This window comes from Leifsonia sp. 10N434, from assembly GCF_056394405.1.
Genome location: NZ_JBFTHV010000002.1, coordinates 136754 through 158949, shown reverse-complemented (window position 1 = coordinate 158949; position 22196 = coordinate 136754). Strand labels below are relative to the sequence as shown.

Genomic DNA, 22196 nt, shown 5'->3' with positions numbered 1-22196 from the left:
CCGGCTGCGGTGCACACCCCCTCGAAGACGGGGCACCGGCCGTCGTGGCACCCGCTGGCGCGCGCGGCACACCACCTGACAGAATGAGTGCGCTGCACACCCGAAGCGCGGCGACGACAACGACGAAGGGGTGTGCTGTGCCTGCGTTCAGGGTGAGATCGGTGGTGGTGAGTGCGCTCGCCGGCGCGATCGTCGCGGGAGGATCGCTGATCGCCGCGGCCCCCGCCGTCGCGGTGCAGAACAGCACCGAGGGCTCCGCTCCCTCCGCCATCACCAGCATGTGGGCGTGGGGCAACCCGATCGATCCGGCGACGGATGCGCGTGGCCTCGGCCAACCGCAGTTCGAGCCCGCCGCCCTCGTCGCGTTCGCTCAGGAGCACCACCTGCGCTCGGTCTACCTGTCGGTGCCGTGGGCCGCCAACCAGGGCGCCTTCGCGACCTGGTTGCCCGAAGCCGTCACCGCACTGCACGAGGCGGGCATCTCGGTGTCGGCGCTCGGGGGCGACTCCGGATGGACGACCCAGCCGTCGCTCGCCGCGCAATGGGTGACCGATGCCCTGAGCACCGCGCCGTTCGATGCTGTGCAGTTCGACGTCGAGCCGTGGGCGGGCATCCCGAACCCGGATCTCGCCACGATCGTGCCCCAGTACGCGGCGATGCTCGACGCGGCGCGCACCGCCGCGGGCGATGTGCCGATCGGGGCCGACCTCCCCTGGTGGCTCGCCGCGCATCCGGTCGGTGACGGCACCGCGTTCGACGCGCTCCTGCCGCACCTGCAGAGCGTCGCGATCGTCGCCTTCTCCGATCACGCCGCCGGATCCGACGGGATCATCGCGCTCGCGGAGCCCGCCGCTCAGGCCGCCGCCATCGCCGCCGTGCCGTTCACGATCGGCGTCGAGACGGACACCCCCGCCGTGGCCGGCGGCGCCCAGTACACCTTCGGCGACGACTCGCCGGTGGCTCTCGAGACGGAGACCGCGCTCGTGCGATCGCACTTCTCGACCACCGCCGGGTACGGCGGCGTCACTGTCGAGCACCTGCTCGCCTGGCAGACGCTCCTCGGCTGACCCCGTCCCGCCTCTCGGCTGCGCTCAGGCGGCGTCGGCGGCGGCTTCGAGGGCCGCGATGTCAAGCTTGCCCATCGAGAGCATGGCCTCGGTGGCGCGGCGCACCCGAGCCGGGTCCGGATCGGAGAACAGCCGGTCGAGCGCGGTCGGCACGATCTGCCACGACAGCCCCCAGCGGTCTTTGAGCCAGCCGCACTGGCTGGGTTCGCCGCCATCGGCGATGAGGGCGTTCCAGAGGCGGTCGATCTCCTCCTGCGTCTCGACCTGCACCATGAACGAGACCGCCTCGGTGAACGGGAACAGCGGCCCGCCGTTCAGCGCTCCGACCTCCATGCCGTCGATCTCGAACCGCACGGTCGTGACGCCGGCCGCCTGACCCGGCGCGTCGTCTCCGAACCGCCTCACCTCGAGGATGCGCGAGTTCGGAAAGAGCGAGACATAGAATTCGGCAGCCTGCTCGGCCTGGTCATCGAACCACAGGTACGGGGAAATGGTTTGCATCGCGGTACTCCTTCACGTCTGGTCGCGCGTCGATGCGCGTCTGAGTGGATCGTTCTGTGGGGCACGTGCGGCCCATGGTACGCGCGACGGGTAGCGTAGCTATGTGTTTACGAGTTACATCGCCATCGGCGACAGTTTCACCGAGGGTGTCGGCGACGAGCTTCCCGACGGACGCACGCGGGGCTGGGCCGACTTCGTCGCCCTCGGTCTCGCCGCGGCGTCGAGTGAGCCGGTGCGCTACGCCAACCTCGCCATCCGCGGTCGCAAGCTCCGGCCGCTCATCACCGAGCAGCTGCAGCCGGCGATCGATCAGCGACCCCAGCTGATCAGCCTGAACGGCGGCGGCAACGACATCATGCGGCCCAAGGTGTCGATGGAGTCGGTGGTCACGATGCTCGACGACGCCGCCACGCGCGTCACCGCCGCCGGGCTGCACATGCTGCTTCTCAGTGGCGCCAATCCGACCGCGCACCTGCCGCTCGGGTCAGTGATGCGGCGTCGTGGCGACGAGCTCGACGCGGCCGTACGCGCTCGACTCCCCCTCGACAACGTGACCTTCGTCGACAACTGGGTCGACGAGGGACTCGGTGACATCCGGTACTGGTCCGTCGACCGGCTGCACCTCAACTCCCTCGGGCACGCCCGGGTGGCGAGCAACGTGCTCACCGCCCTGGGCGTTCCCGTGCCCGCCGAATGGGGCGTCGACGAGGTCGCGGCCGCCCCGGCCGGCGAGAAGTCCCGCCGCACCGTGGACTACTACCGCCGCTACGTGCTGCCCTGGATCGGCCGCCGCCTCACGGGGCGGTCGTCGGGCGACGGCCGCACGGCCAAGATCCCGTCGCTCACGATCGTCGACCCGTCGGCGGCCGCCCCGCTCTGAGGCTGAGCCCGCCGTCAGTCGTTGTCGCCGCCCGTCGTGTCGAGGCGGGTGCGCTTTGTGCCGCCGCCCCACGCCCATTCGGCGACCTCGGGGATGTCCTCTCCGTGCTCGCGCGTGTACTGACGCGCCCGCAGCCGGGCATCCTGCATCTCCTGCCGGAAGGCGCCCTCGCGCTCCCCGAGCCCGGGCACCCGGTCGAGTACGTCGATCACCAGGTGGTACCGGTCGAGGTCGTTGAGCATCACCATGTCGAACGGCGTCGTGGTGGTGCCCTCCTCCTTGTACCCGCGCACGTGCAGATTGGAGTGGCCGTTGCGCCGGTACGTCAGCCGGTGGATCAGCCACGGATACCCGTGATAGGCGAACACCACCGGCTTGCCCGTCGTGAACAGCGCGTCGTACTCGCGGTCGTTCAGGCCGTGCGGATGCTCCCCCTCGCTCTGCAGGCGCATCAGGTCGACCACGTTGACCACCCGCACGCGCAGCGACGGGATGCGCTCGCGCAGGATCGACGCCGCCGCCAGCACCTCGAGGGTCGGGACGTCCCCCGCGCAGGCGAGCACCACGTCGGGCTCTTCGCCCTCGACCTCGGTTCCGGCCCAGTCGAAGATGCCGATCCCGCGAGTGCAGTGCTCGATCGCCTCCTGCATCGTCAGCCAGTTGGGGGCCGGCTGCTTGCCAGCCACGACGACGTTGACGTAGTCCACCGACCGCAGGCAGTGGTCGTAGGTCGAGAGCAGGGTGTTGGCGTCGAACGGCAGGTACACCCGCACGACGTCGGCCTTCTTGTTGATGACGTGATCGATGAATCCCGGGTCCTGGTGCGAGGCGCCGTTGTGATCCTGGCGCCAGACATGGGAGCTCAGCAGGTAGTTGAGCGACGAGACCGGCCGGCGCCACGGGATGTGGCGTGACGTCTTGAGCCACTTGGCGTGCTGGTTGAACATCGAGTCGACGATGTGGATGAACGCCTCGTACGAGGTGATGACGCCGTGCCGCCCGGTGAGCAGGTAGCCCTCGAGCCAGCCCTGGCACTGATGCTCGCTGAGCATCTCCATCACCCGTCCGCTCGGGGCGAGGTGGTTGTCGTCGTCGATCGGCCAGCGCTCGGCGTTCCACTGCTTGTCCGTCACCTCGAAGACGGCCTGGAGGCGATTGGAGGCCACCTCGTCGGGCCCGAACAGCCGGAACGTCTCGTGGTTGTCGATCATCACGTCGCGCAGCCATTCGCCGAGGACCTTCGTGGCCTCGGCGACCGTCTCGCCGGGAGCAGGAACGTCGACGGCGTAGTCGCGGAAGTCGCGCAGCCGGAGGTCTTTGCGCAGCAGGCCGCCGTTGGCGACCGGGTTGGCGCTCATCCTCCGGTCGCCCTCTGGCGCCAGCCCCGTGATCAGGGGCAGCGGAGCGCCCTCGTCGTCGAACAATTCTTCCGGGCGGTATGAGGCCAGCCACGATTCGAGCAGCTTGGTGTGCGCCTCGGTGTCCCGCGCATCCGCCAGCGGCACCTGGTGCGAGCGCCAGTTGTTCTCGGCCGGGTGGCCGTCGATCTCCTTCGGGCAGGTCCACCCCTTCGGCGTGCGCAGGATCAGCATCGGCCACGCGGGCCGCTCGGTGAGGTCTCCCGCCTTCGCCGCACGCTTGATGCCCGCGATCTGGTCGAGGATCTCGTCCATCGTCTGGGCCATGCGCTCGTGCACGGCGCGCGGATCCTCCCCGTCGAAGCCTCCGGACACGACGTACGGCGTGTGACCGTACCCGCGCATCAGCTCGAGCAGCTCCTTCTCCGGGATGCGCGCCAGCACCGTCGGATTCGCGATCTTGTACCCGTTGAGGTGCAGGATGGGCAGCACGACGCCGTCGGTCGCCGGATCGAGGAACTTGTTCGAGTGCCACGCCGTGGCGAGCGGCCCGGTCTCGGCCTCGCCGTCGCCGACGACGGCTGCGACCAGCAGGTCGGGGTTGTCGAACGCCGCGCCGTAGGCGTGCGAGAGGGAGTAGCCGAGCTCACCGCCCTCGTGGATGGAGCCCGGTGTCTCCGGCGCCGCGTGACTCGGGATGCCACCGGGGAACGAGAACTGGCGGAAGAGCTTGCGCAGGCCGTCAGCCGTGCGGTCGATCCGCGGATAGATCTCGCTGTAGGTGCCGTCGAGGTAGGCGCTCGCGACCACTCCGGGTCCGCCGTGGCCTGGGCCGGCGATGAAGATCGTGTCCAGGTCCCGCTCCTGGATGACGCGGTTGAGGTGCGCGTAGATGAAGTTCAGCCCGGGCGTGGTGCCCCAGTGGCCGAGGAGCCGGGGCTTGATGTGGTCCCGGGTCAGCGGCTCACGCAGCAGCGGATTGTCCAGCAAGTAGATCTGACCGACGGAGAGATAGTTGGCGGCGCGCCACCAGGCATCCAGTCGGTCGAGCGTTTCGGACGTGAGCGCGGTGGACGTGCGAGTTCTCATCGAGTACCTTCCCCTTTTTCGGCATCCTACGCGGGGGTCCGCTCCGAACAACGACTATGGAGAGAACGTTCATCGACACCTCGCTCGGCTGCGTGGCTGTACGCCACGGCGTGCGCGAATCCGGCACGGCGACCATCCTGCTCCACGGCGCGGCCGGGTCCTGGACCACGTGGCGCGCAGCGATCGCTGCGGCCGAGACCGGAGGCGCGGTGGCCGACCTCGTCGTTCCCGATCTCCCCGGCTGGGGCGACTCCCCCGCCGACGACCTCTCCCGCGTGGATGCTCAGACCCTCGCAGCCTCGGTCGCGACGGTCGCCCGTGCGCTCGGCTACGAACACTGGCGCGTGGTCGGTCACTCCCTCGGCGGGTTCATCGCCCTCGAACTCGCCGCCGCCGAGCCGGTGGCCACGGAATCGGTGCTCCTCGTCTCGGCCACGACGCTGGGCGGCCGGGGCGACCGGCTCTCCGCGTTCATGCGGTTGGTGCACTATCCACTGCTCGTGGGACTGCTGCAGGGCATCCGGCTGCTCCTCCTGCTCGGGCCGTTCGCCGCGCGCTTCGTGCGGGCGCTCGACCGGTCCGGCGTGCTCACGATCCTCGCCGCGCCGCTCTTCGCCCGCACCGATCGCAGGGCGGTGCACGAGCTCGCCCGCGACCTGCGGCCGGGAGCGTTCGTGCGCGCGATGCAGTGCGCGCACGACTACCCGGCGGAGGAGCGCTGGTCGCGCATCCGGTGCCCGGTGGTCGGCCTGCACGGCGACCGTGACGTCTTCGTCGGCCGGAACGACGACGAACTGCTTACCGGGATCATCCCCCAGTACCGTGCGATCGCGGTGCCGGCGACCGGGCACTTCGGCCACGTCGAGCATCCGACCCTACTGGCCGGTGCCCTGCACGCCCGCTAAATTGTGCGTATGGCTGACTCGATCACCGTCGAACCCGTGCGCGACGAACTGTGGCCCGAACTCGAGCGCGTCTTCGGCGAGCGGGGCGACCCGTCCGGATGCTGGTGCCAGTGGTTCAAGCTGACGGGAACGCAGTATCGCGAGCTGCCACGGGAGCAGAAGGCCGACCGGCTGCACACGTCCATCACGACGGACCCCGCGCCCGGCGTGATCGCGTGGATCGAGGGCGAGCCCGTCGGCTGGGCGGCAGTCGAGCCGTTCTCCGCCTACCCGGGTCTCGCACGATCACCGATCACCAAGCGCCTTCCCGACGACCCGCCCGACCCGTGGGCGGTCACCTGCTTCGTGGTGCGCGACGGCTTCCGCAAGCGCGGCGTCGCGCACGCGCTGCTCGATGGGGCCGTCTCCTTCGCCGGCGAACACGGAGCTGACGTCATCGAGGGGTATCCCGTCGACACCGAGGTGCGACCGGGGCTCTCGAGCGCCGAGCGGTTTCACGGCACCGTCTCGCTCTTCCGCTCCGCCGGATTCGACGTGGTGCGTCGCCCCTCGGCGACCCGCGCGATCATGCGCCTGACAGCGCATCCGGCGGCGCAGTGACCCCGTAAGCTCGACGGGTGAGCTCCGCACCCGACCGTCCTGCACGCCGGACGCTGATCGGGGCGGGAACCCAGGTCGGCACCGAGGTCAGCATCAATTTCGGCTCCTCGATCGCCGGGCTGCTCATCCCGATCGTCGGTTCCGTGGTGGTCGTGGCGGTGCGGCAGGTGATCACGGCGATCGCCGTGCTTCCGTTCTACCGCCCGAAGCGCGCCGAGCTGACCTGGCGACGGCTCTGGCCGGCTCTGCTGCTCGGGCTCGTGCTGGTCTCGATGAATCTGAGCTTCTACGAAGCGGTCGGACGCCTCGGGCTCGGCATCGCGGCGACCATCGAGTTCCTCGGACCGTTCGCCCTCGCCCTCGCCGGGTCGCGCCGAGTGCTCGATGTGCTCTGCGCGGTCGTCGCAGCCGGAGGCGTCGTGCTCCTCACCGGAACGGAAGGGGCGATCGACCCGATCGGCGTCGTGCTCGCTCTGACCGCCGCCGCGTCGTGGGCCGCCTACATCCTGCTCACCCGGCGCGTCGCGCTGCGTCTGCCCGGACTGGAGGGCCTCAGCGTCGCGAGCGTGGTCGCCACCGTCGTCCTGCTGCCCATCGCGCTGATCATCGTCGACTACTCGCGGCTCGACTGGACCGTGGTCGGGCTGCTGGTCGCGGCCGGCATCCTCTCCTCCGCCATCCCGTACAGCCTCGACACCTTCATCCTGCGGCGCATCCCGCCGCGCCTGTACGCGGTCATCACCAGCTTCGGGCCGGTGATCGCGACGATGTTCGGCGTGCTGGTGCTGCACGAGCACTTCTCAGCAGTGCAGCTCGCCGGAATCGTGATCGTCTGCCTCGCCGCCGGCGTCACGATCGCAACGCAGCGCGAGCATCCGCGCTCCGACCTCGAGGGAACCGCCGAGACCATTCCTTAGCCGACGCTACGAGAGGATGTCCTTCGTCGTGAATCGGCCGACCGCGAGCGCACCGAAGACCGCGATGTAGCCGAGCTGCAGCACGGCGTTGCTGCCGAAGGAATCCCAGGAGATGGGCTGGCGCAGCAGGTCGGCGAATCCGAACCAGTAGTGGCTGAACAGCCAGGGGTGGATGGCGTCGAGCTGCGGCAGCTGGTCGAGCACCTGCGAGACCACCGACAGAACGATCGTGGCCGCCATGGCCCCGACAGGGACATCGGTCAGGGTCGAGAGGAACAGGCCGATCGCGCACAGACCGAGCAGCGAGACGGTCACGTAGGCCGCGATCGCCAGCAGCCGCAGGAAGGCGTCTCCCAGGCTCACCACGGTGCCCGAGAGCAGCGTCACCGGACCGATCGGGAACAGGATGGCGCCGATCGCCGACCCGGCGAGGATGACGACCAGGGTCGCGACGATGCAGAACACCGCGGCGCCCGCGTACTTCACCGCGAGCAACCGGATGCGCCCCGCCGGCGCGATCACCAGGTAGCGCAGGGTGCCGTGGCTGGCCTCGCCCGCGATCGTGTCGCCCGCCACGACGCCGACGGTCAGGGGCAGGAAGAGCGGAACGCACACCACGAGAGCGGTGAACCCGACGAACAGGCCGTTCGCGGTGATCTGGTCGAGGAAGGCGGGGCCGCGACCGGCGTCGGGGCCCCCGCGCACGCGTACGGCGACCGCGATCAGGATGGGCACCGCCGCCAGTGCGGCGAGCATCGCCCACGTACGCCAGCGCCGGAAGAGCACCCAGAGCTCCGACCAGAGCAGCGACCAGCCGGCCGACGGTCGCGGTCGTCCCTGCGCCGTGAAGGCCTCGGAGCCCGAGACGGCCGCCTCACTGCTCGACATCGAATCCCTCCCCGGTCAGCGCGACGAAGCGTTCCTCGAGGGTCGAACCGTGCACGGCGAAGCCGCGGACCCGCACATCGGCGGCGACAAGCGCGGCGACGAGGCTCTCTGCGGACGGGCCGGCATCGGGAAGGGAAGCGTCGACCACACCGCCCTCCGCTGCGGCGTCGGCGAGCCCGAGGCGGGTGAACACTTCGACCGCCGCCGCCGGATCCGGCGTCTCCAGGCGGACCCGCGGAATCCCGGCGCCGCGCAGCTCGTCGAGGGATCCCTGGGCGACCAGTCGCCCGGTGCGCATGATGGCCGCGTGCGTGCAGATCTGCTCGATCTCGGCCAGCAGGTGGCTGGAGACGAAGACGGTGGTCCCTTCGTCGGCCAGCGACCGGATGAGCGAGCGCACCTCCCTGGTGCCCTGCGGGTCGAGCCCGTTGGTCGGCTCGTCGAGCACGAGCAGATCGCGGTCGGTCAGCAGCGCTCCCGCGATGCCGAGCCGCTGCTTCATGCCCAGCGAGTACGCCCGTACATTGCGACCCGCTGCGTGCGAGAGGCCGACACGCTCCAGCGCCGCGGCCACCCTCGCGCGCCGCGTCGCCGGAGGCGCGTACCGATCGGCGGTGTCGCGGCGCAGCAGGTTCGCCGTTCCGGAGAGGTACGGGGCGAAGGCGGGGCCCTCGACGAGGGCGCCCACGCGGGGCAGCACGTGCGCACCGCGGGCGGGCATGGTCTCGCCGAGCAGCCGGATGTCGCCGGCCGTCGCGTTGACCAGCCCCAGCAGCATGCGGATGGTGGTCGTCTTGCCCGAGCCGTTGGGGCCGAGGAAGCCGAAGACGGCGCCGCGCGGTACGAGCAGGTCGAGCCCGTCGACGACCGTACGCGACCCGAACCTCTTGGAGAGGTCGCTCGTCGCGATCGCGGCGTCGGGTTGCGTCACTTGGCGGCGGCGGCTTCGAGGGCCGACACCGGAACGGCGCCCGCGAGGACGCGGCCGTCGTCGGTGAGCAGCACCGAGACGAGGGACGTGCTGAAGGCGCGGCCACCGGGAACGGCGGTCGTCAGCTGGGCGAACAGCGGCGACGAGGTCACCGATGCCGGCACGGCGCCGACGGACGCGGTGACGATGCTGCTCCAGCCGGAACCGCTCACGACCGGCTCGGGGTGATCAGCGGCTTTCGCTTTGTCGGACGCCCTCGCGTGGGAGCCGGGGGCCGGGAGCGTCTGCTCGGTCACCGTGGCTCCGGCCGGCGGGGTGAAGGCGAACACGTCGGCAGAGGGAGCAGACGGGTCGAACGTGCTGAACGCGACCTCGAAGGCCGGCGTGGACTGTCCCCGCGCATCCACCTGCACGCTGAGGGGGACGCCGGTGGCGCCGTCCACCGCGATCGAGACGGAGCCGACGAGGGTCGCCGACGTGCGTGGAGTCAGCACCAGGTCGTAGGCGTCACGGCCGGCGACCTTCGTGTTGTCGCCGAGGGTGACCGCTGTGCTGTCGTCGACAGCGGCCAGGAAGCGCTGGGCGAGCTGGGCAGGCGTGGTGGTCGAGGCATCCGGCGTCGTCTTCTCGGCCGTGCGGCTCGGCAAGGTGACGTGGGTCACCTTCGTGCCCGTGGAGGTGTACAGCCAGACATCGGAGCCGTTTCTGACGACGTCACGCTCAGCGAGCTGGTCGAGCACCTGAACGCGCGCCTTCGTCGGCCCGTCCGCGTAGACCTTGGCGGTGTGCGACCCGGTGAGCAGTTCCAGTGCGTCGGATGCGTCGGACGACGAGCTGGAGGCGGCCCCGCCGCCGCTCACACTCGGCATCGACGGCAGCCCGAGGTCGGAACTCTGCTCGATGGTGCCGGAGAAAGCGCGGACGTCGCTGGCTGCGACGAGCTTCAGCACATCCGACGGAGTCTTCGACGGCAGGTCGGCGGCTCCAGCGGCCATCGGGGCGATGAGCGCTCCCGCAGCGATCGCAGCCGGGATCACGGCTGCCGGCAACCAACGGACCCAGCGACGTTTCATGGGATCGAGACTACGCCGGTCATGCGTGCGTGAACCCCTCGGTTGCTGCGAACTCCGTGGGAACCGGTCCGCACTGCGCCGGGCGACGGTGATGCCGCAGGCGGAGACGAAGAACGGCCCCCGATCGCTCGGGGGCCGTTCTGTCATCCGGTGCGGGGGCGTCTCAGAGGACGTCGCCCACGCGGTGCACGCGGATGTCGTTGGTGGTTCCGGGGATTCCGGGAGGGGAACCCGAGATGATGATGACCTTGTCGCCGTTCTCGGCGCGGCCCGTCGACTTCAGCGCCTCGTCGACCTGCGCGACCATCTGGTCGGTGTGGGTGACGCGCGAGACGACGAACGACTCGACGCCCCAGTTCAGCGACATGCGACGGCGGATCGACTCCTCCGGCGTGAACGCGAGGATGGGGATCTTGCTGCGCAGACGCGACATACGACGCGCCGACTCGCCCGACTCGGTGAACACGCAGAGGTACTTGGCCTCGACGAAGTCGGCGACCTCGACCGCGGCGAGCGTGATCGCACCGCTCTGCGTGCGCGGGCGGGTGCCGAGCGGAGCGATGCGGTCGAGACCGTGCTCCTCCGTCGAGCTGACGATGCGCGCCATGGTCTGCACGGTGATCACCGGGTACTCGCCGACGCTGGTCTCGCCGCTGAGCATCACGGCGTCAGCACCGTCGAGGACGGCGTTGGCGACATCGGAGGTCTCTGCACGGGTGGGGACCGGGCTGGAGATCATCGACTCGAGCATCTGCGTGGCGACGATGACCGGCTTGGCTGCGCGACGGGCGAGCTCGACCGCGCGCTTCTGCACGATCGGCACGGCCTCGAGCGGGAGTTCGACGCCGAGGTCGCCACGGGCGACCATGATGGCGTCGAACGCCTCGATGATCTCCTCGAGGTTGTCGACCGCCTGCGGCTTCTCGACCTTGGCGACGACGGGGAGCTTGCGACCCTCTTCTGCCATGATCTCGTGCACGCGCTCGATGTCGGCCGCGCTGCGGACGAACGAGAGCGCGATCAGGTCGGCGCCGAGCTTGAGGCCCCAGCGGAGGTCCGCCTCGTCCTTCTCGGACAGCGCAGGCACGTTGACCGCGACGCCCGGGAGGTTGATGCCCTTGTTGTTCGAGACCGGGCCGCCGACGATCACCTCGGTGGTCACGACGGTTCCGTCGGTCTCGAGCACGCGCACGCGCACCTTGCCGTCGTCGATCAGCAGGAAGTCCCCGGCCTTGACGTCCTGGGGCAGGCCCTTGAACGTCGTGGAGGAGATCTCCTTGGTGCCGATGATGTCTTCGATGGTGATCTTGAAGATGTCACCTTCGTGGAGCTCGTAGGGACCCGCCTCGAACTTGCCGAGACGGATCTTCGGGCCCTGGAGGTCGACCAGAACGGCGACCGGCTTGCCGGCGTCGTCAGCGGCCTTGCGCACGTTCGCGTAGACACCCTCGTGGACGTCGTAGCTTCCGTGGCTCAGGTTCATTCGAGCAACGTCCACACCCGCGTCGATGATCGCGCGGATGTTCTCATAGCTCGAGGTCGCGGGCCCGAGGGTCGCGACGATTTTCGCCCTTCTCATACTTTTCTTCTTGCTCCGTGATTCTGCGCTCTGGGCGCTCGATTCGGTGATGACGTGCACGGCGGTTCCGCACGCGCGTCCAACAGCTCGTTCGTAAGCCGACTCAGACCAGGATGCCCCGGTCTGTAGGTCGGATCGGGGACGGCAGCTGCGTCTCCCCTTCAAGATACCGGTCAACGGAGGCCGCCGCTGCACGGCCTTCTGCGATAGCCCACACGATGAGCGACTGACCGCGGCCCGCGTCGCCGGCGACGAACACGCCCGGCTGGCTGGTCTGGTAGTCGCCGTCGCGCTGCACATTGCCGCGCTGGTCGAACGGGACCTCGAGCTGGTTGCCGAGGTCCTCGGACTCCGGACCGGTGAATCCGAGGGCGAGGAGGACCAGGTCGGCCGGGATCTCGCGCTCGGTGCCGGCCTTCGGGACACGACGGCCGTCGAGGTACTCGGTCTCCGCGACGCGGATCGCCCGCACCTCGCCGTACTCGTTCGCGAGGAACTCGACGGTCGAGGCGAGGAACTCGCGGTGGCCACCTTCTTCGTGCGCGCTCTGAACTTCGAAGAGCGTGGGCGTAGTCGGCCAGGGCTGGTGTGCGGGGCGTTCGCTCGGCGGCTGCGTGCCGATGGCGAGGTTGGTGACACTGGCCGCACCCTGGCGGTGCGCCGTCCCGATGCAGTCGGCACCGGTGTCGCCTCCGCCGAGAACGACGACATGCTTGCCCTCGGCGGTGATCTGGTCGGCGACCTGGTCACCGGCCCCCGCCTTGTTCTGCTGGACGAGGTACTCCATCGCGAAGTGCACGCCGCTGAGGTCGCGCCCCGGGATGGGGAGGTCGCGGGGCACCATGGCTCCGGTCGCCACCACGACGGCGTCGTACCGGGCACGCAGGTCGTCCCACGTGATGTCCACGCCGATGTTCACACCGGCGCGGAACCGCGTGCCCTCGGCCATCATCTGGTTCAGACGCGCCTCGAGGTGCTTCTTCTCCATCTTGAAGTCGGGGATGCCGTAGCGGAGCAGGCCGCCGATGCGGTCGTCCCGCTCATAGACGGCGACGGTGTGCCCGGCACGCGTGAGCTGCTGGGCCGCGGCGAGACCGGCAGGACCGGAACCGACGACGGCGACCGTCTTGCCCGTGAGGCGCTCCGGCGGATGCGGCTGCACCCATCCGTTCTGCCACGCCTGGTCGATGATCGAGACCTCGACCTGCTTGATCGTCACCGCCGGCTGGTTGATGCCGAGAACGCACGACGACTCGCAGGGCGCCGGGCACAGCCGGCCGGTGAACTCCGGGAAGTTGTTGGTCGCGTGCAGACGCTCGATGGCCTGACGACCCTCGCCGCGCCACATGAGGTCATTCCACTCGGGGATCAGGTTGCCCAGCGGGCAGCCCTGATGGCAGAACGGCACGCCGCAGTCCATGCAACGCCCGGCCTGACGGCGCAACTGCGCCGGGTCGCCGGCCTCGTAGACCTCTTTCCAGTCCATGAGGCGCACGGAGACCGGGCGGCGCTTGGGGAGCTCGCGCTCCGTAACTTTGAGGAAGCCCTTCGGGTCAGCCACCGGTCACCTCCAGAATTCTGTTCCATACGATGTCCCCGTCGGGGTCGAGACCCTCGTCGACGGCGGTTTGACGCATCTGAAGCACGGCCGCGTAGTCGCGCGGCAGCACCTTGACGAATTTCGCGACGGTCTCGTCGAAGTTCGAGAGCAGCTCGGCGGCGAGTGCCGAGTCGGTCTCCGCCACGTGCCGCTCGAGGAGGTCGCGCACGATCTCCACGTCGGCGCTGCCGAGCGGCAGCAGCTCCAGCTCGCCGCTGGCGAGCGAGTCGCGGTTGACCCGGTCCTCGTCGAGCTCGTACACGTAGGCCGTTCCGCCGGACATGCCCGCACCCAGGTTGCGGCCCGTACCGCCCAGGATGACGGCGAGCCCACCGGTCATGTACTCCAGCGCGTGGTCGCCGACGCCTTCGACGACCGCGGTCGCTCCGGAGTTGCGCACCAGGAACCGCTCCCCCACGATGCCGCGGATGAACATGCTCCCCTGGGTGGCGCCGTAGCCGATCACGTTGCCCGCGATGACGTTGCGCTCCGCCGGGAACACGCTGTTCTTGTCGGGCCGGATCACGATCTGGCCGCCCGAGAGGCCCTTGCCGACGTAGTCGTTGGTGTCGCCTTCGAGCCGCAGCGTGATGCCGCTCGGCAGGAAGGCGCCGAGCGACTGCCCTGCGGAGCCCGTGAGGCTGATCTCGATCGAGCCGGTCGGCAGGCCGTTCTCGCCGTGACGCACCGTCACCTCGTGCCCGAGCATCGTCCCCACCGCCCGCTCCGTGTTGCGGATCGGCAGGTCGATCGCGATGTGGCCGCCCTTCGCGAGCACGTCGGCGCTGCGCTCGATGAGCTGGTTGTCGAAGTGCTTGTCGAGCTCGTGGTCCTGCTGGCGCGCGTTCTTGCGCGGCGCGTCCTCCGGGAAGTCCGGTCCGCGCAGGATCGGCGCCAGGTCGAGGCCCGACGCCTTCCAGTGGTCGACCGCGCCGTTGACGTCGAGCAGCTCGCTGTGGCCGATCGCCTCGTCGAGGCTGCGGAAGCCCAGCTCGGCCAGGTACTCCCGGACCTCCTGCGCGATGAACTCGAAGAAGTTCACCACGAACTCGGGCTTGCCGGAGAACCGCGAGCGGAGCTCCGGGTTCTGGGTCGCGACGCCGACAGGGCAGGTGTCGAGATGGCAGACGCGCATCATGATGCAGCCGGAGACGACCAGCGGCGCCGTGGCGAAGCCGAACTCCTCAGCGCCGAGCAGCGCGCCGACGATGACGTCACGGCCGGTCTTGAGCTGACCGTCGACCTGCACGACCACGCGGTCGCGCATCCCGTTGAGCATCAGCGTCTGCTGGGTCTCGGCGAGGCCGAGTTCCCACGGCGTACCCGCGTGCTTGAGCGAGTTGACCGGCGAGGCGCCGGTTCCGCCGTCGTGCCCGGAGACGAGCACGACATCGGCGAGGGCCTTGGCGACGCCCGCCGCGACCGCTCCGATGCCGGACTCGCTCACGAGCTTGACGTGCACACGGGCATCCGGGTTCGCGCGCTTCAGGTCGAAGATGAGCTGCTTGAGGTCTTCGATCGAGTAGATGTCGTGGTGCGGGGGCGGCGAGATCAGGCCGACACCGGCCGTCGCGTGACGGGTGCGGGCGACCCACGGGTACACCTTGGTCGGCGGCAGCTGGCCACCCTCGCCGGGCTTGGCGCCCTGGGCGAGCTTGATCTGGATGTCGTCCGCGTGGGTGAGGTACATCGACGTGACGCCGAAGCGACCGGATGCGACCTGCTTGATCGCGCTGCGGCGCTCCGGGTCGAGCAGGCGGTCGAGGTCCTCGCCGCCTTCTCCCGTGTTCGACTTCGCGCCGAGACGGTTCATCGCGATCGCGAGGTTCTCGTGCGCCTCCTTGGAGATCGACCCGTAGCTCATCGCGCCGGTGGAGAACCGCTTCACGATCGACTCGACCGACTCGACCTCGTCCAGAGGGACCGGGGGCCGGACGCCGGTCTGCAGCTTGAACATGCCGCGCAGCGTCATCAGGGTCTCGGCCTGGTCGTCGACTGCGCCGGTGTACTCCTTGAAGATGTCGTACCGGCGGGTGCGGGTCGAGTGCTGCAGGCGGAACACCGTCTCCGGGTTGAAGAGGTGCGGCGCGCCGTCACGGCGCCACTGGTACTCGCCGCCGGTCGCCAGCCGCTCGTGCGCGAGCGCCGCGCCCTCCGCCGGGTACGCGCTGGTGTGGCGCGCCATGTTCTCGATGCCGATGACGTCGATGCCGACGCCGCCGAGCTTCGTCGTGGTGCCCGTGAAGTAGAGGTCGACGACCTCCTGGCTGAGGCCGACGGCCTCGAACGCCTGGGCGCCCGCGTACGACGACACCGTCGAGATGCCCATCTTCGACATGATCTTGAGCACGCCCTTGCCGAGCGCCTTGATCACGTTCTTGACGGCCTTCTCCGGGGTGACCCCGGTGATCAGGCCACTGCGGACGAGCTCCTCGCAGGTCTCCATCGCGAGGTACGGGTTGATGGCCGACGCGCCGTAGCCGATGAGGAGCGCGACGTGGTGCACCTCGCGCACGTCACCGGCCTCGACGATGAGCCCCACCTTCATGCGGTTCTCCGCACGGATGAGGTGGTGGTGCACAGCGGCGAGCATCAGCAACGACGGGATCGGCGCCAGGTCTTTGGTGGAGTCGCGGTCGCTCAGCACGATGAACTGCGCGCCGGCCTCGATCGCCTCGTCCACCTCGTCGCACATCTCGGCGAGACGCTTCTCCATCGCGTCGGCACCCGACTCGATGCGGTACAGGCCCTTCACCGTCGTGGTCAGCCGGCTCCCCGGGCGGGGGTCGATGTGCTGGATCTTGGCCAGCTCGTCGTTGTCGATCACCGGGAAGTCGAGGACGACCTGGCGTGCGTGCTCCGGGCCGGCGGAGAGCAGGTTGCGCTCCGGGCCGAGGCCCAGCTTGAGCGAGGTGACGACCTCTTCGCGGATCGAGTCGAGCGGCGGGTTGGTCACCTGCGCGAACTGCTGGGCGAAGTAGTCGAAGAGCAGCCGCGGCCGGTCGGAGAGCACGGCGACGGGCGTGTCCGAGCCCATGGCGCCGAGCGGCTCCGCTCCCGTCGTCGCCATCGGCTTCAGCAGGATGCGCACCTCTTCTTCGGTGTAGCCGAAGGTGCGCTGGCGGCGGGTGATCGACGCCGGGGTGTGCACGATGTGCTCGCGCTCCGGCAGGTCCTTGAGGTTGATGCGGCCCTCGTCGAGCCAGTCGCCGTACGGCGCTCCGGCGGCGAGCTCCGACTTGATCTCGTCGTCCTCGATCAGGCGGCCCTCCGCCGTGTCGACCAGGAACATGCGGCCCGGCTGCAGGCGGCCCTTGCGCACGACGCGGCTCGGCTCGATGTCGAGCACGCCGATCTCGCTGGCCAGCACGACGAGTCCGTCGTTGGTCACGACGTACCGGCCGGGGCGCAGGCCGTTGCGGTCGAGGGTCGCGCCGACCAGCGTGCCGTCGGTGAAGACGATCGCGGCGGGGCCGTCCCACGGCTCCATCAGCATCGAGTTGTACTCGTAGAAGTTGCGGCGCACAGGATCGATCTCGGTCTGGTTCTCCCAGGCCTCGGGCACCATCATCATCACGGCGTGCGGAAGCGAGCGACCGGAGAGCGAGAGCAGCTCCACGACCTCGTCGAACGACGCCGAGTCGCTCGCCCCTGGCGTGACGATCGGCAGCACCGGCGCGAGGTCGCCGAGCAGCTCGCTCTCGAGCTGCGACTGGCGGGCGCGCATCCAGTTGCGGTTGCCCTGCACCGTGTTGATCTCGCCGTTGTGCGCGATCATCCGGAACGGCTGCGCGAGCGGCCACGACGGGAAGGTGTTCGTGGAGTAGCGCGAGTGCACGAGTGCCAGCTTCGAGGCGAAGCGCTGGTCGGACAGGTCGGGGTAGAACGGCTCCAGCTGGAGCGTCGTGACCATGCCCTTGTAGACGAGCGTGCGGCTCGACAACGAGGTGAAGTAGACGTCGAGCTCCCGCTCGACGCGCTTGCGCAGGAAGAAGGTCTGACGGTCGAGCAGGATGCCGCCGACCGGCTCGTCGTCGGTGCCGGTGCGCGTGCTCGACACGAACAGCTGCTCGATGGCGGGCATAGCGCCACGCGCCAGGTTGCCGATCTCGTCGGGGCGCACGGGGACCTCGCGCCAGCCGATGACCGTGAGCTCCTGCTCGATCGCGATGGCCTCGATCGCAGCCTTGACGGCGGCGCGCTCGCCCTGCTCGATGGGGAGGAAGACGTTGCCGACGGCGTAGCGACCGGCGCCGGGCAGCTCGAGCCCGGAGACGGCGCGCAGGAAGGCATCCGGCACCTGGGTGATGATGCCGGCTCCGTCACCCGTGCCGGCGTCGGAGCCGACGGCCCCGCGGTGCTCCAGGTTGCGCAGCGCGTTGAGCGCGGCATCGATGATGTCGTGCCCGGCGGTGCCGCGGAGCGTCGCGACCATGGCCAGGCCGCACGCGTCCTTCTCGAAGGCAGGGTCGTACAGGCCCTGCTTGACCGGGGTCGTGCTGAAGCGGGAGTGGGGAGGCGTAAGCGCCATCTTCGACCGTCCTCACGTTGATACGTAATTGCGGGGGGACACCATCGGCCCGGGGACTGGGGAGGGTTCCGACGCTCTCGGCAGCGTGTGTGCTGCCCGGTGGAGGTGCGGTGAGAGGTGCTTTCTTAGATCGCCTCGACAGGTGGACTTTTACGAGCCGAGTGAGCTTGTGGCTTTGGCTGCGCCCGGTTCGTTCGGCGTGGCGGCATCGTCGCCCTCATCCTCATCGTCCGAATCGGTGTCGTCAGAGTCTACCTCAGCATCCGGCTTATGCCATTCACGACCCGTCACGTACACGCCGGGCTCGAGGCCGGGGTGCCTGCGGGTCTGCACGATGAACAGGACGACGCCGAGCACGACCGCCAGGAACGCGGCCCAGACATTGCTCTGGATGCCGAGGATCGAGAACTCGCTCGGGTCGATGCGGATCGACTCGAGGTACGAGCGGCCGAGCCCGTACCAGATGAGGTAGACGGCGAAGGTCTTGCCCCAGCGGAGCTTGAACTTGCGCTCGAGCCACAGGATGACGACGATGCCGATGACGTTCCAGATGATCTCGTAGAGGAACAGCGGCTGGAACAGCGTGTTGTCGGGCAGGCCGACGGGGATCGCCTTGTTGCCCGCGTCGATCTGCAGGCCCCAGGGAACGTTGGTCGGCAGGCCGAACAGCTCCTGGTTGAAGTAGTTGCCGAGCCGGCCGATCGCCTGGGCGAGCAGCAGTGCGGGGGCGAGCACGTCGGCGAACGACCAGAACCGGATGCCCGTCCAGCGGCAGCCGATCCAGGCGCCGATGGCCCCGCCGATCAGCGAGCCGAAGATGGCGTTGCCGCCGTCCCAGATCGCGACGACCTTCCAGAGCTCGGCGCCGGGGTAGAAGTAGTCCCCCGGGTGCGTGATGACGTGGTAGAGCCGCGCTCCGATGATGCCGAGGGGAACCGCCCACAGGATGATGTCGAGCACCACACCGGGCTCACCGCCGCGCTTGGTGAGGCGGCGCGAGGTCCAGATCGCGGCGACGACGATGCCGACGAGGATGATCAGCGCATAGGTGGTGATGCGGTACGGCCAGAAGGGCAGGGGAATCTGCTGCCACTCCGGTCCGGGGCTCGGAATGCTCGCGTACCAGCTGCTCATCGTCGCAAACACCCGATGACTCACCTTTCGTGTTGATCAGACCGCGCGGAACGTGCGCGCGGCCACCATAGTCTATTTTGCTTTCGCGGTGCCGTCGGCCAGAGCGGCCGCGACCCGGGCGACGCCGTCGACGCCGTCATCTGCCAGCGCCTTGACCAGCGCGGAGCCGACGATCGCACCGTCGGCGTACTCCAGCACCTCGGCCACCTGCACGGCGCTCGAGATGCCGAGCCCGACGCACGCGCTCGTCGAGCCGGCCTCGCGCAGCCGGGCGACCAGCGAGCGGGCCGCACTGTCGACGTCGCTGCGGGCACCCGTGATGCCCATCGTCGACACGGCGTAGACGAACCCGCGACTCGCCTCGACGGCCTGGCGCAGCCGCGCCTCGGTCGACGACGGGGCCGCCAGGAAGACGCGGTCGAGACCGGTGCGCTCCGACGCGGCGAGCCAGTCGGCCCCCTCGTCGGGGATGAGGTCGGGCGTGATGAGTCCCGCTCCCCCTGCCGCGAGCAGATCGTCGGCGAAGCGCTCGACGCCGTACTGCACGACGGGGTTCCAGTAGGTCATCACCAGCACCGGCACGTCGACCGCCGCCGTGATCTCGCGAACGGCGGTGAAGCCGTCGCGCAGCCGGAACCCGTTGGAGAGGGCCCGCTGCGTCGCGGCCTGGATGACAGCGCCGTCCATCACGGGGTCGGAGTACGGCAGGCCGAGCTCGATGATGTCGACGCCGTTGCGCGCGATCGCCACCGCCGCGTCGATGCTGGTCTGCAGGTCGGGGAAGCCGGCGGGCAGGTAACCGATCAGCGCACCCGCGGCTTCGGCGTTGCGGCGCGCGATCGTGCTCGCGACGCGGCTCTCGACCGAGGTTCCGCTCACGACTGCACCGCTCCCTGATCGATCAGGTCGAAGTACCGTCCGGCGGTCTCCATGTCTTTGTCACCGCGGCCGCTGAGGTTCACCAGGATGATCGCATCCGGGCCCAGTTCGGCGCCGAGCTTGAGGGCGCCCGCGAGGGCGTGCGACGATTCGATCGCCGGGATGATGCCCTCGGTGCGGCTGAGCAGGCGGAGGGCATCCATCGCCTCGGCGTCCGAGATGGGCAGATAGCTGGCGCGGCCGATGGACGCGAGCCACGAGTGCTCGGGCCCGACACCCGGATAGTCGAGTCCGGCCGAGATCGAGTGGGACTCGATGGTCTGGCCGTCCTCGTCCTGCAGCAGCATGCTGCGCGCCCCGTGGAGCACGCCGGGGCGCCCCTTGGTGATCGTGGCCGCGTGGCGGGGCGTCTCGGCGCCCTCCCCGCCGGCCTCGTAGCCGACGAGCCGCACGTCTTCGTCGTCGAGGAACGCGTGGAAGATGCCCATCGCGTTCGAGCCGCCGCCGACGCAGGCCACGACGGCGTCGGGCAGCCGGCCGGTGAGGTCGAGCACCTGCTGGCGCGCCTCCTCGCCGATGATCTTCTGCAGGTCGCGCACCATCGCGGGGAACGGATGCGGCCCGGCCACGGTGCCGAAGATGTAGTTGGTGTCCTCGACGTTCGTGACCCAGTCGCGCATCGCGTCGTTGATCGCGTCTTTGAGGGTGCGGGAGCCGGTCGTCACCGCGACGACCTCGGCGCCGAGCAGGCGCATCCTGGCGACGTTGAGCGCCTGGCGCTCGGTGTCGACCTCACCCATGTAGATGGTGCACTTGAGACCGAACAGGGCGGCGGCCGTCGCGGTCGCGACGCCGTGCTGACCGGCGCCGGTCTCGGCGATGACGCGGGTCTTGCCGATGCGCTTGGTCAGGATGGCCTGGCCGAGCACGTTGTTGATCTTGTGCGAGCCGGTGTGGTTCAGGTCTTCGCGCTTGAGGATGATGCGCGCGCCGCCGGCGTTCGCGGCGAACCGCGGCACCTCGGTGATGAGCGACGGTCGGCCGGTGTACGAGCGGTTGAGCTCGTCGAGCTCCGCGTGGAACGCGGGGTCGGCCTTCGCCTCCTCCCACGCCACCGACAGCTCGTCGAGCGCGGCGATGAGCGACTCGGGGACGAAGCGTCCACCGAACTCGCCGAAGTACGGGCCCGTCTGCGCGCGCAGGGAGGGGTCGGTTCGGCGCGAACCGTCGGAGGGGTTGGACATCAGACCACCAGGAATTCTTCGAGCGTTGCGACAGGGTCGCTCGTGACGAGCGCCTCGCCCACGAGCACGACATCCGCGCCCGCAGCCCGATAGTGCGCGACGTCGGCGGCCGAGGTGACAGCCGACTCCGCGACGCGGATGACACCGGACGGGATGCGGTCGGCCAATGTGCCGAACAGATCGCGGTCCAGTTCGAATGTGGAGAGGTTGCGGGCGTTGATGCCCACCAGGCCGGCCCCGGTGTCCAGAGCACGGCTGAGTTCGTCGGCGGTGTGCGCCTCGACGAGAGCGGTCATGCCGAGCGACGTGATGAGCTCGTGCAACGAGACCAGCTCGCGCTGCTCGAGTGCCGCCACGATGAGCAGCACGAGATCCGCGCCGGCTGCACGCGCCTCGAACACCTGGTACGGGTCGGAGATGAACTCCTTGCGCAGCACCGGGATCGACACCGCTGCTCGCACCGCTTCGAGGTCGGCGAGCGAGCCGCGGAAACGGCGCTCTTCCGTGAGCACGCTGATCGCGCTGGCGCCACCCGTCTCGTAGGAGACGGCGAGTGCGGCCGGATCGGCGATCTCGGCGAGGGCGCCGCGCGACGGACTGGCGCGCTTCACCTCGGCGATGATCTTGATGCGTGCGGCCGGCGAGAGGGCGGCCAGGGCGTCGAGTGCGGGGGCGCGCTCGGCGGCGGCCGCCTCGACGACGCTCAGCGGACGCTCGGCCTTGCGGCGTTCAGCGTCTTCGCGCGCGCCGGCGACGAGGTCGGCGAGCACGCGTCAGTGGCCTTTCGGCTGGTATTTGGTTCCACCGACCCCGTAGCCGGCGCGCTTCATGAACCAGCCGACGAGGAGACCGATGATGGCGAGCCCTGCGGCAGCCCAGACGACGATCGGCGCGTCGAAGAAGAACGCGACGGCACCGATGGTGAAGGCGACCAGCATGATGATGACGGCCGTCCACGCCGCCGGCGAGTGACCGTGACCTGGCTCGACTGACTCGGTGCTCATGGGACTCCTGCTCGTG

The 22196-nt window shown here is 69.5% G+C and carries 18 protein-coding genes; 5 read left to right on the top strand and 13 right to left on the bottom strand.

Annotated elements, in window-relative coordinates; all coding sequences use genetic code 11:
• Nucleotides 1-137: 137 nt before the first annotated feature.
• Entirely contained in the window at nt 138-1067 is a 930-nt protein-coding gene (locus AC1DB1_RS06385; protein WP_477200185.1) for a hypothetical protein, read from the top strand.
• Between the two features lie 24 nt (nt 1068-1091).
• Here AC1DB1_RS06385 and AC1DB1_RS06380 read toward each other — a convergent pair whose 3' ends face one another.
• Nucleotides 1092-1568, bottom strand: coding sequence for a VOC family protein (locus AC1DB1_RS06380; protein WP_271178769.1), 477 nt, complete (start codon nt 1566-1568; stop codon nt 1092-1094).
• A 103-nt stretch (nt 1569-1671) separates the two neighbouring features.
• Here AC1DB1_RS06380 and AC1DB1_RS06375 point away from each other — a divergent pair, with 103 nt between their 5' ends.
• The gene (locus AC1DB1_RS06375; protein ID WP_477200184.1) at nt 1672-2448 is read left to right on the top strand and encodes an SGNH/GDSL hydrolase family protein; all 777 of its coding nucleotides are present in this window, start codon (nt 1672-1674) and stop codon (nt 2446-2448) included.
• Between the two features lie 14 nt (nt 2449-2462).
• On the opposite strand, the gene AC1DB1_RS06370 is transcribed toward AC1DB1_RS06375, so the two are convergent.
• Nucleotides 2463-4895, bottom strand: a complete 2433-nt coding sequence (locus AC1DB1_RS06370; RefSeq protein ID WP_477200183.1) for a phosphoketolase family protein — start codon at nt 4893-4895, stop codon at nt 2463-2465.
• A gap of 56 nt (nt 4896-4951) precedes the next feature.
• On the opposite strand from AC1DB1_RS06370, the gene AC1DB1_RS06365 reads away from it, so the two are divergent.
• The 3 genes from AC1DB1_RS06365 to AC1DB1_RS06355 are packed head-to-tail and all read left to right on the top strand — an operon-like array spanning nt 4952 to nt 7317.
• On the top strand, nt 4952-5800 hold the full coding sequence (locus AC1DB1_RS06365) for an alpha/beta fold hydrolase (RefSeq protein ID WP_477200182.1): 849 nt from the start codon (nt 4952-4954) through the stop codon (nt 5798-5800).
• A 9-nt stretch (nt 5801-5809) separates the two neighbouring features.
• Complete coding sequence (locus AC1DB1_RS06360; RefSeq protein ID WP_477200181.1) at nt 5810-6400, top strand: N-acetyltransferase family protein; 591 nt, start codon at nt 5810-5812, stop codon at nt 6398-6400.
• A gap of 17 nt (nt 6401-6417) precedes the next feature.
• Complete coding sequence (locus AC1DB1_RS06355; protein ID WP_477200180.1) at nt 6418-7317, top strand: EamA family transporter; 900 nt, start codon at nt 6418-6420, stop codon at nt 7315-7317.
• A gap of 6 nt (nt 7318-7323) precedes the next feature.
• On the opposite strand, the gene AC1DB1_RS06350 is transcribed toward AC1DB1_RS06355, so the two are convergent.
• From AC1DB1_RS06350 to AC1DB1_RS06300, 11 genes are all read right to left on the bottom strand, one after another.
• Entirely contained in the window at nt 7324-8205 is an 882-nt protein-coding gene (locus AC1DB1_RS06350) for an ABC transporter permease (RefSeq protein ID WP_477200179.1), read from the bottom strand.
• Nucleotides 8192-9136 carry an ABC transporter ATP-binding protein gene (locus AC1DB1_RS06345; protein WP_477200178.1) on the bottom strand — a complete coding sequence of 315 codons (945 nt, stop codon included), beginning with the start codon at nt 9134-9136 and terminating at the stop codon, nt 8192-8194. Before AC1DB1_RS06345 ends, AC1DB1_RS06350 begins: the two co-directional genes overlap by 14 nt.
• Nucleotides 9133-10209: a LolA family protein gene (locus tag AC1DB1_RS06340; RefSeq protein ID WP_477200177.1), complete on the bottom strand. Its 1077-nt coding sequence runs from the start codon at nt 10207-10209 to the stop codon at nt 9133-9135. The genes AC1DB1_RS06345 and AC1DB1_RS06340 overlap by 4 nt, the downstream gene beginning before the upstream one ends.
• A gap of 163 nt (nt 10210-10372) precedes the next feature.
• Nucleotides 10373-11788: a pyruvate kinase gene (pyk, locus tag AC1DB1_RS06335; protein WP_271178778.1), complete on the bottom strand. Its 1416-nt coding sequence runs from the start codon at nt 11786-11788 to the stop codon at nt 10373-10375.
• Nucleotides 11789-11891: 103 nt separating this feature from the next.
• On the bottom strand, nt 11892-13349 hold the full coding sequence (locus AC1DB1_RS06330) for a glutamate synthase subunit beta (RefSeq protein ID WP_271178779.1): 1458 nt from the start codon (nt 13347-13349) through the stop codon (nt 11892-11894).
• Nucleotides 13342-17919, bottom strand: coding sequence for a glutamate synthase large subunit (gltB, locus tag AC1DB1_RS06325; RefSeq protein ID WP_271178780.1), 4578 nt, complete (start codon nt 17917-17919; stop codon nt 13342-13344). The genes AC1DB1_RS06330 and gltB overlap by 8 nt, the downstream gene beginning before the upstream one ends.
• 150 nt (nt 17920-18069) lie before the next feature.
• The gene (gene lgt, locus AC1DB1_RS06320; RefSeq protein WP_271178781.1) at nt 18070-19053 is read right to left on the bottom strand and encodes a prolipoprotein diacylglyceryl transferase; all 984 of its coding nucleotides are present in this window, start codon (nt 19051-19053) and stop codon (nt 18070-18072) included.
• 72 nt (nt 19054-19125) lie between these two features.
• Entirely contained in the window at nt 19126-19932 is an 807-nt protein-coding gene (gene trpA / locus AC1DB1_RS06315) for a tryptophan synthase subunit alpha (RefSeq protein WP_477200176.1), read from the bottom strand.
• Complete coding sequence (gene trpB, locus AC1DB1_RS06310) at nt 19929-21176, bottom strand: tryptophan synthase subunit beta (protein WP_477200175.1); 1248 nt, start codon at nt 21174-21176, stop codon at nt 19929-19931. Before trpB ends, trpA begins: the two co-directional genes overlap by 4 nt.
• The gene (trpC, locus tag AC1DB1_RS06305) at nt 21176-21946 is read right to left on the bottom strand and encodes an indole-3-glycerol phosphate synthase TrpC (protein ID WP_477200174.1); all 771 of its coding nucleotides are present in this window, start codon (nt 21944-21946) and stop codon (nt 21176-21178) included. Before trpC ends, trpB begins: the two co-directional genes overlap by 1 nt.
• A 3-nt stretch (nt 21947-21949) precedes the next feature.
• Nucleotides 21950-22180 (bottom strand): DUF6704 family protein, encoded by a 231-nt coding sequence (locus AC1DB1_RS06300; protein WP_271178785.1) that lies wholly within the window; start codon nt 22178-22180, stop codon nt 21950-21952.
• Between the last annotated feature and the right edge of the window lie 16 nt (nt 22181-22196).

Bases quoted from the DNA above. Each gene is read 5' to 3' on its own strand.
- AC1DB1_RS06380 (WP_271178769.1), bottom strand. From the start codon at position 1,568: ATGCAAACCATTTCCCCGTACCTGTGGTTCGATGACCAGGCCGAGCAG.
- AC1DB1_RS06370 (WP_477200183.1), bottom strand. From the start codon at position 4,895: ATGAGAACTCGCACGTCCACCGCGCTCACGTCCGAAACGCTCGACCGA.
- AC1DB1_RS06365 (WP_477200182.1), top strand. From the start codon at position 4,952: ATGGAGAGAACGTTCATCGACACCTCGCTCGGCTGCGTGGCTGTACGC.
- AC1DB1_RS06360 (WP_477200181.1), top strand. From the start codon at position 5,810: ATGGCTGACTCGATCACCGTCGAACCCGTGCGCGACGAACTGTGGCCC.
- AC1DB1_RS06350 (WP_477200179.1), bottom strand. From the start codon at position 8,205: ATGTCGAGCAGTGAGGCGGCCGTCTCGGGCTCCGAGGCCTTCACGGCG.
- AC1DB1_RS06340 (WP_477200177.1), bottom strand. From the start codon at position 10,209: ATGAAACGTCGCTGGGTCCGTTGGTTGCCGGCAGCCGTGATCCCGGCT.
- pyk (WP_271178778.1), bottom strand. From the start codon at position 11,788: ATGAGAAGGGCGAAAATCGTCGCGACCCTCGGGCCCGCGACCTCGAGC.
- gltB (WP_271178780.1), bottom strand. From the start codon at position 17,919: ATGGCGCTTACGCCTCCCCACTCCCGCTTCAGCACGACCCCGGTCAAG.
- lgt (WP_271178781.1), bottom strand. From the start codon at position 19,053: ATGAGCAGCTGGTACGCGAGCATTCCGAGCCCCGGACCGGAGTGGCAG.
- trpB (WP_477200175.1), bottom strand. From the start codon at position 21,176: ATGTCCAACCCCTCCGACGGTTCGCGCCGAACCGACCCCTCCCTGCGC.
- AC1DB1_RS06300 (WP_271178785.1), bottom strand. From the start codon at position 22,180: ATGAGCACCGAGTCAGTCGAGCCAGGTCACGGTCACTCGCCGGCGGCG.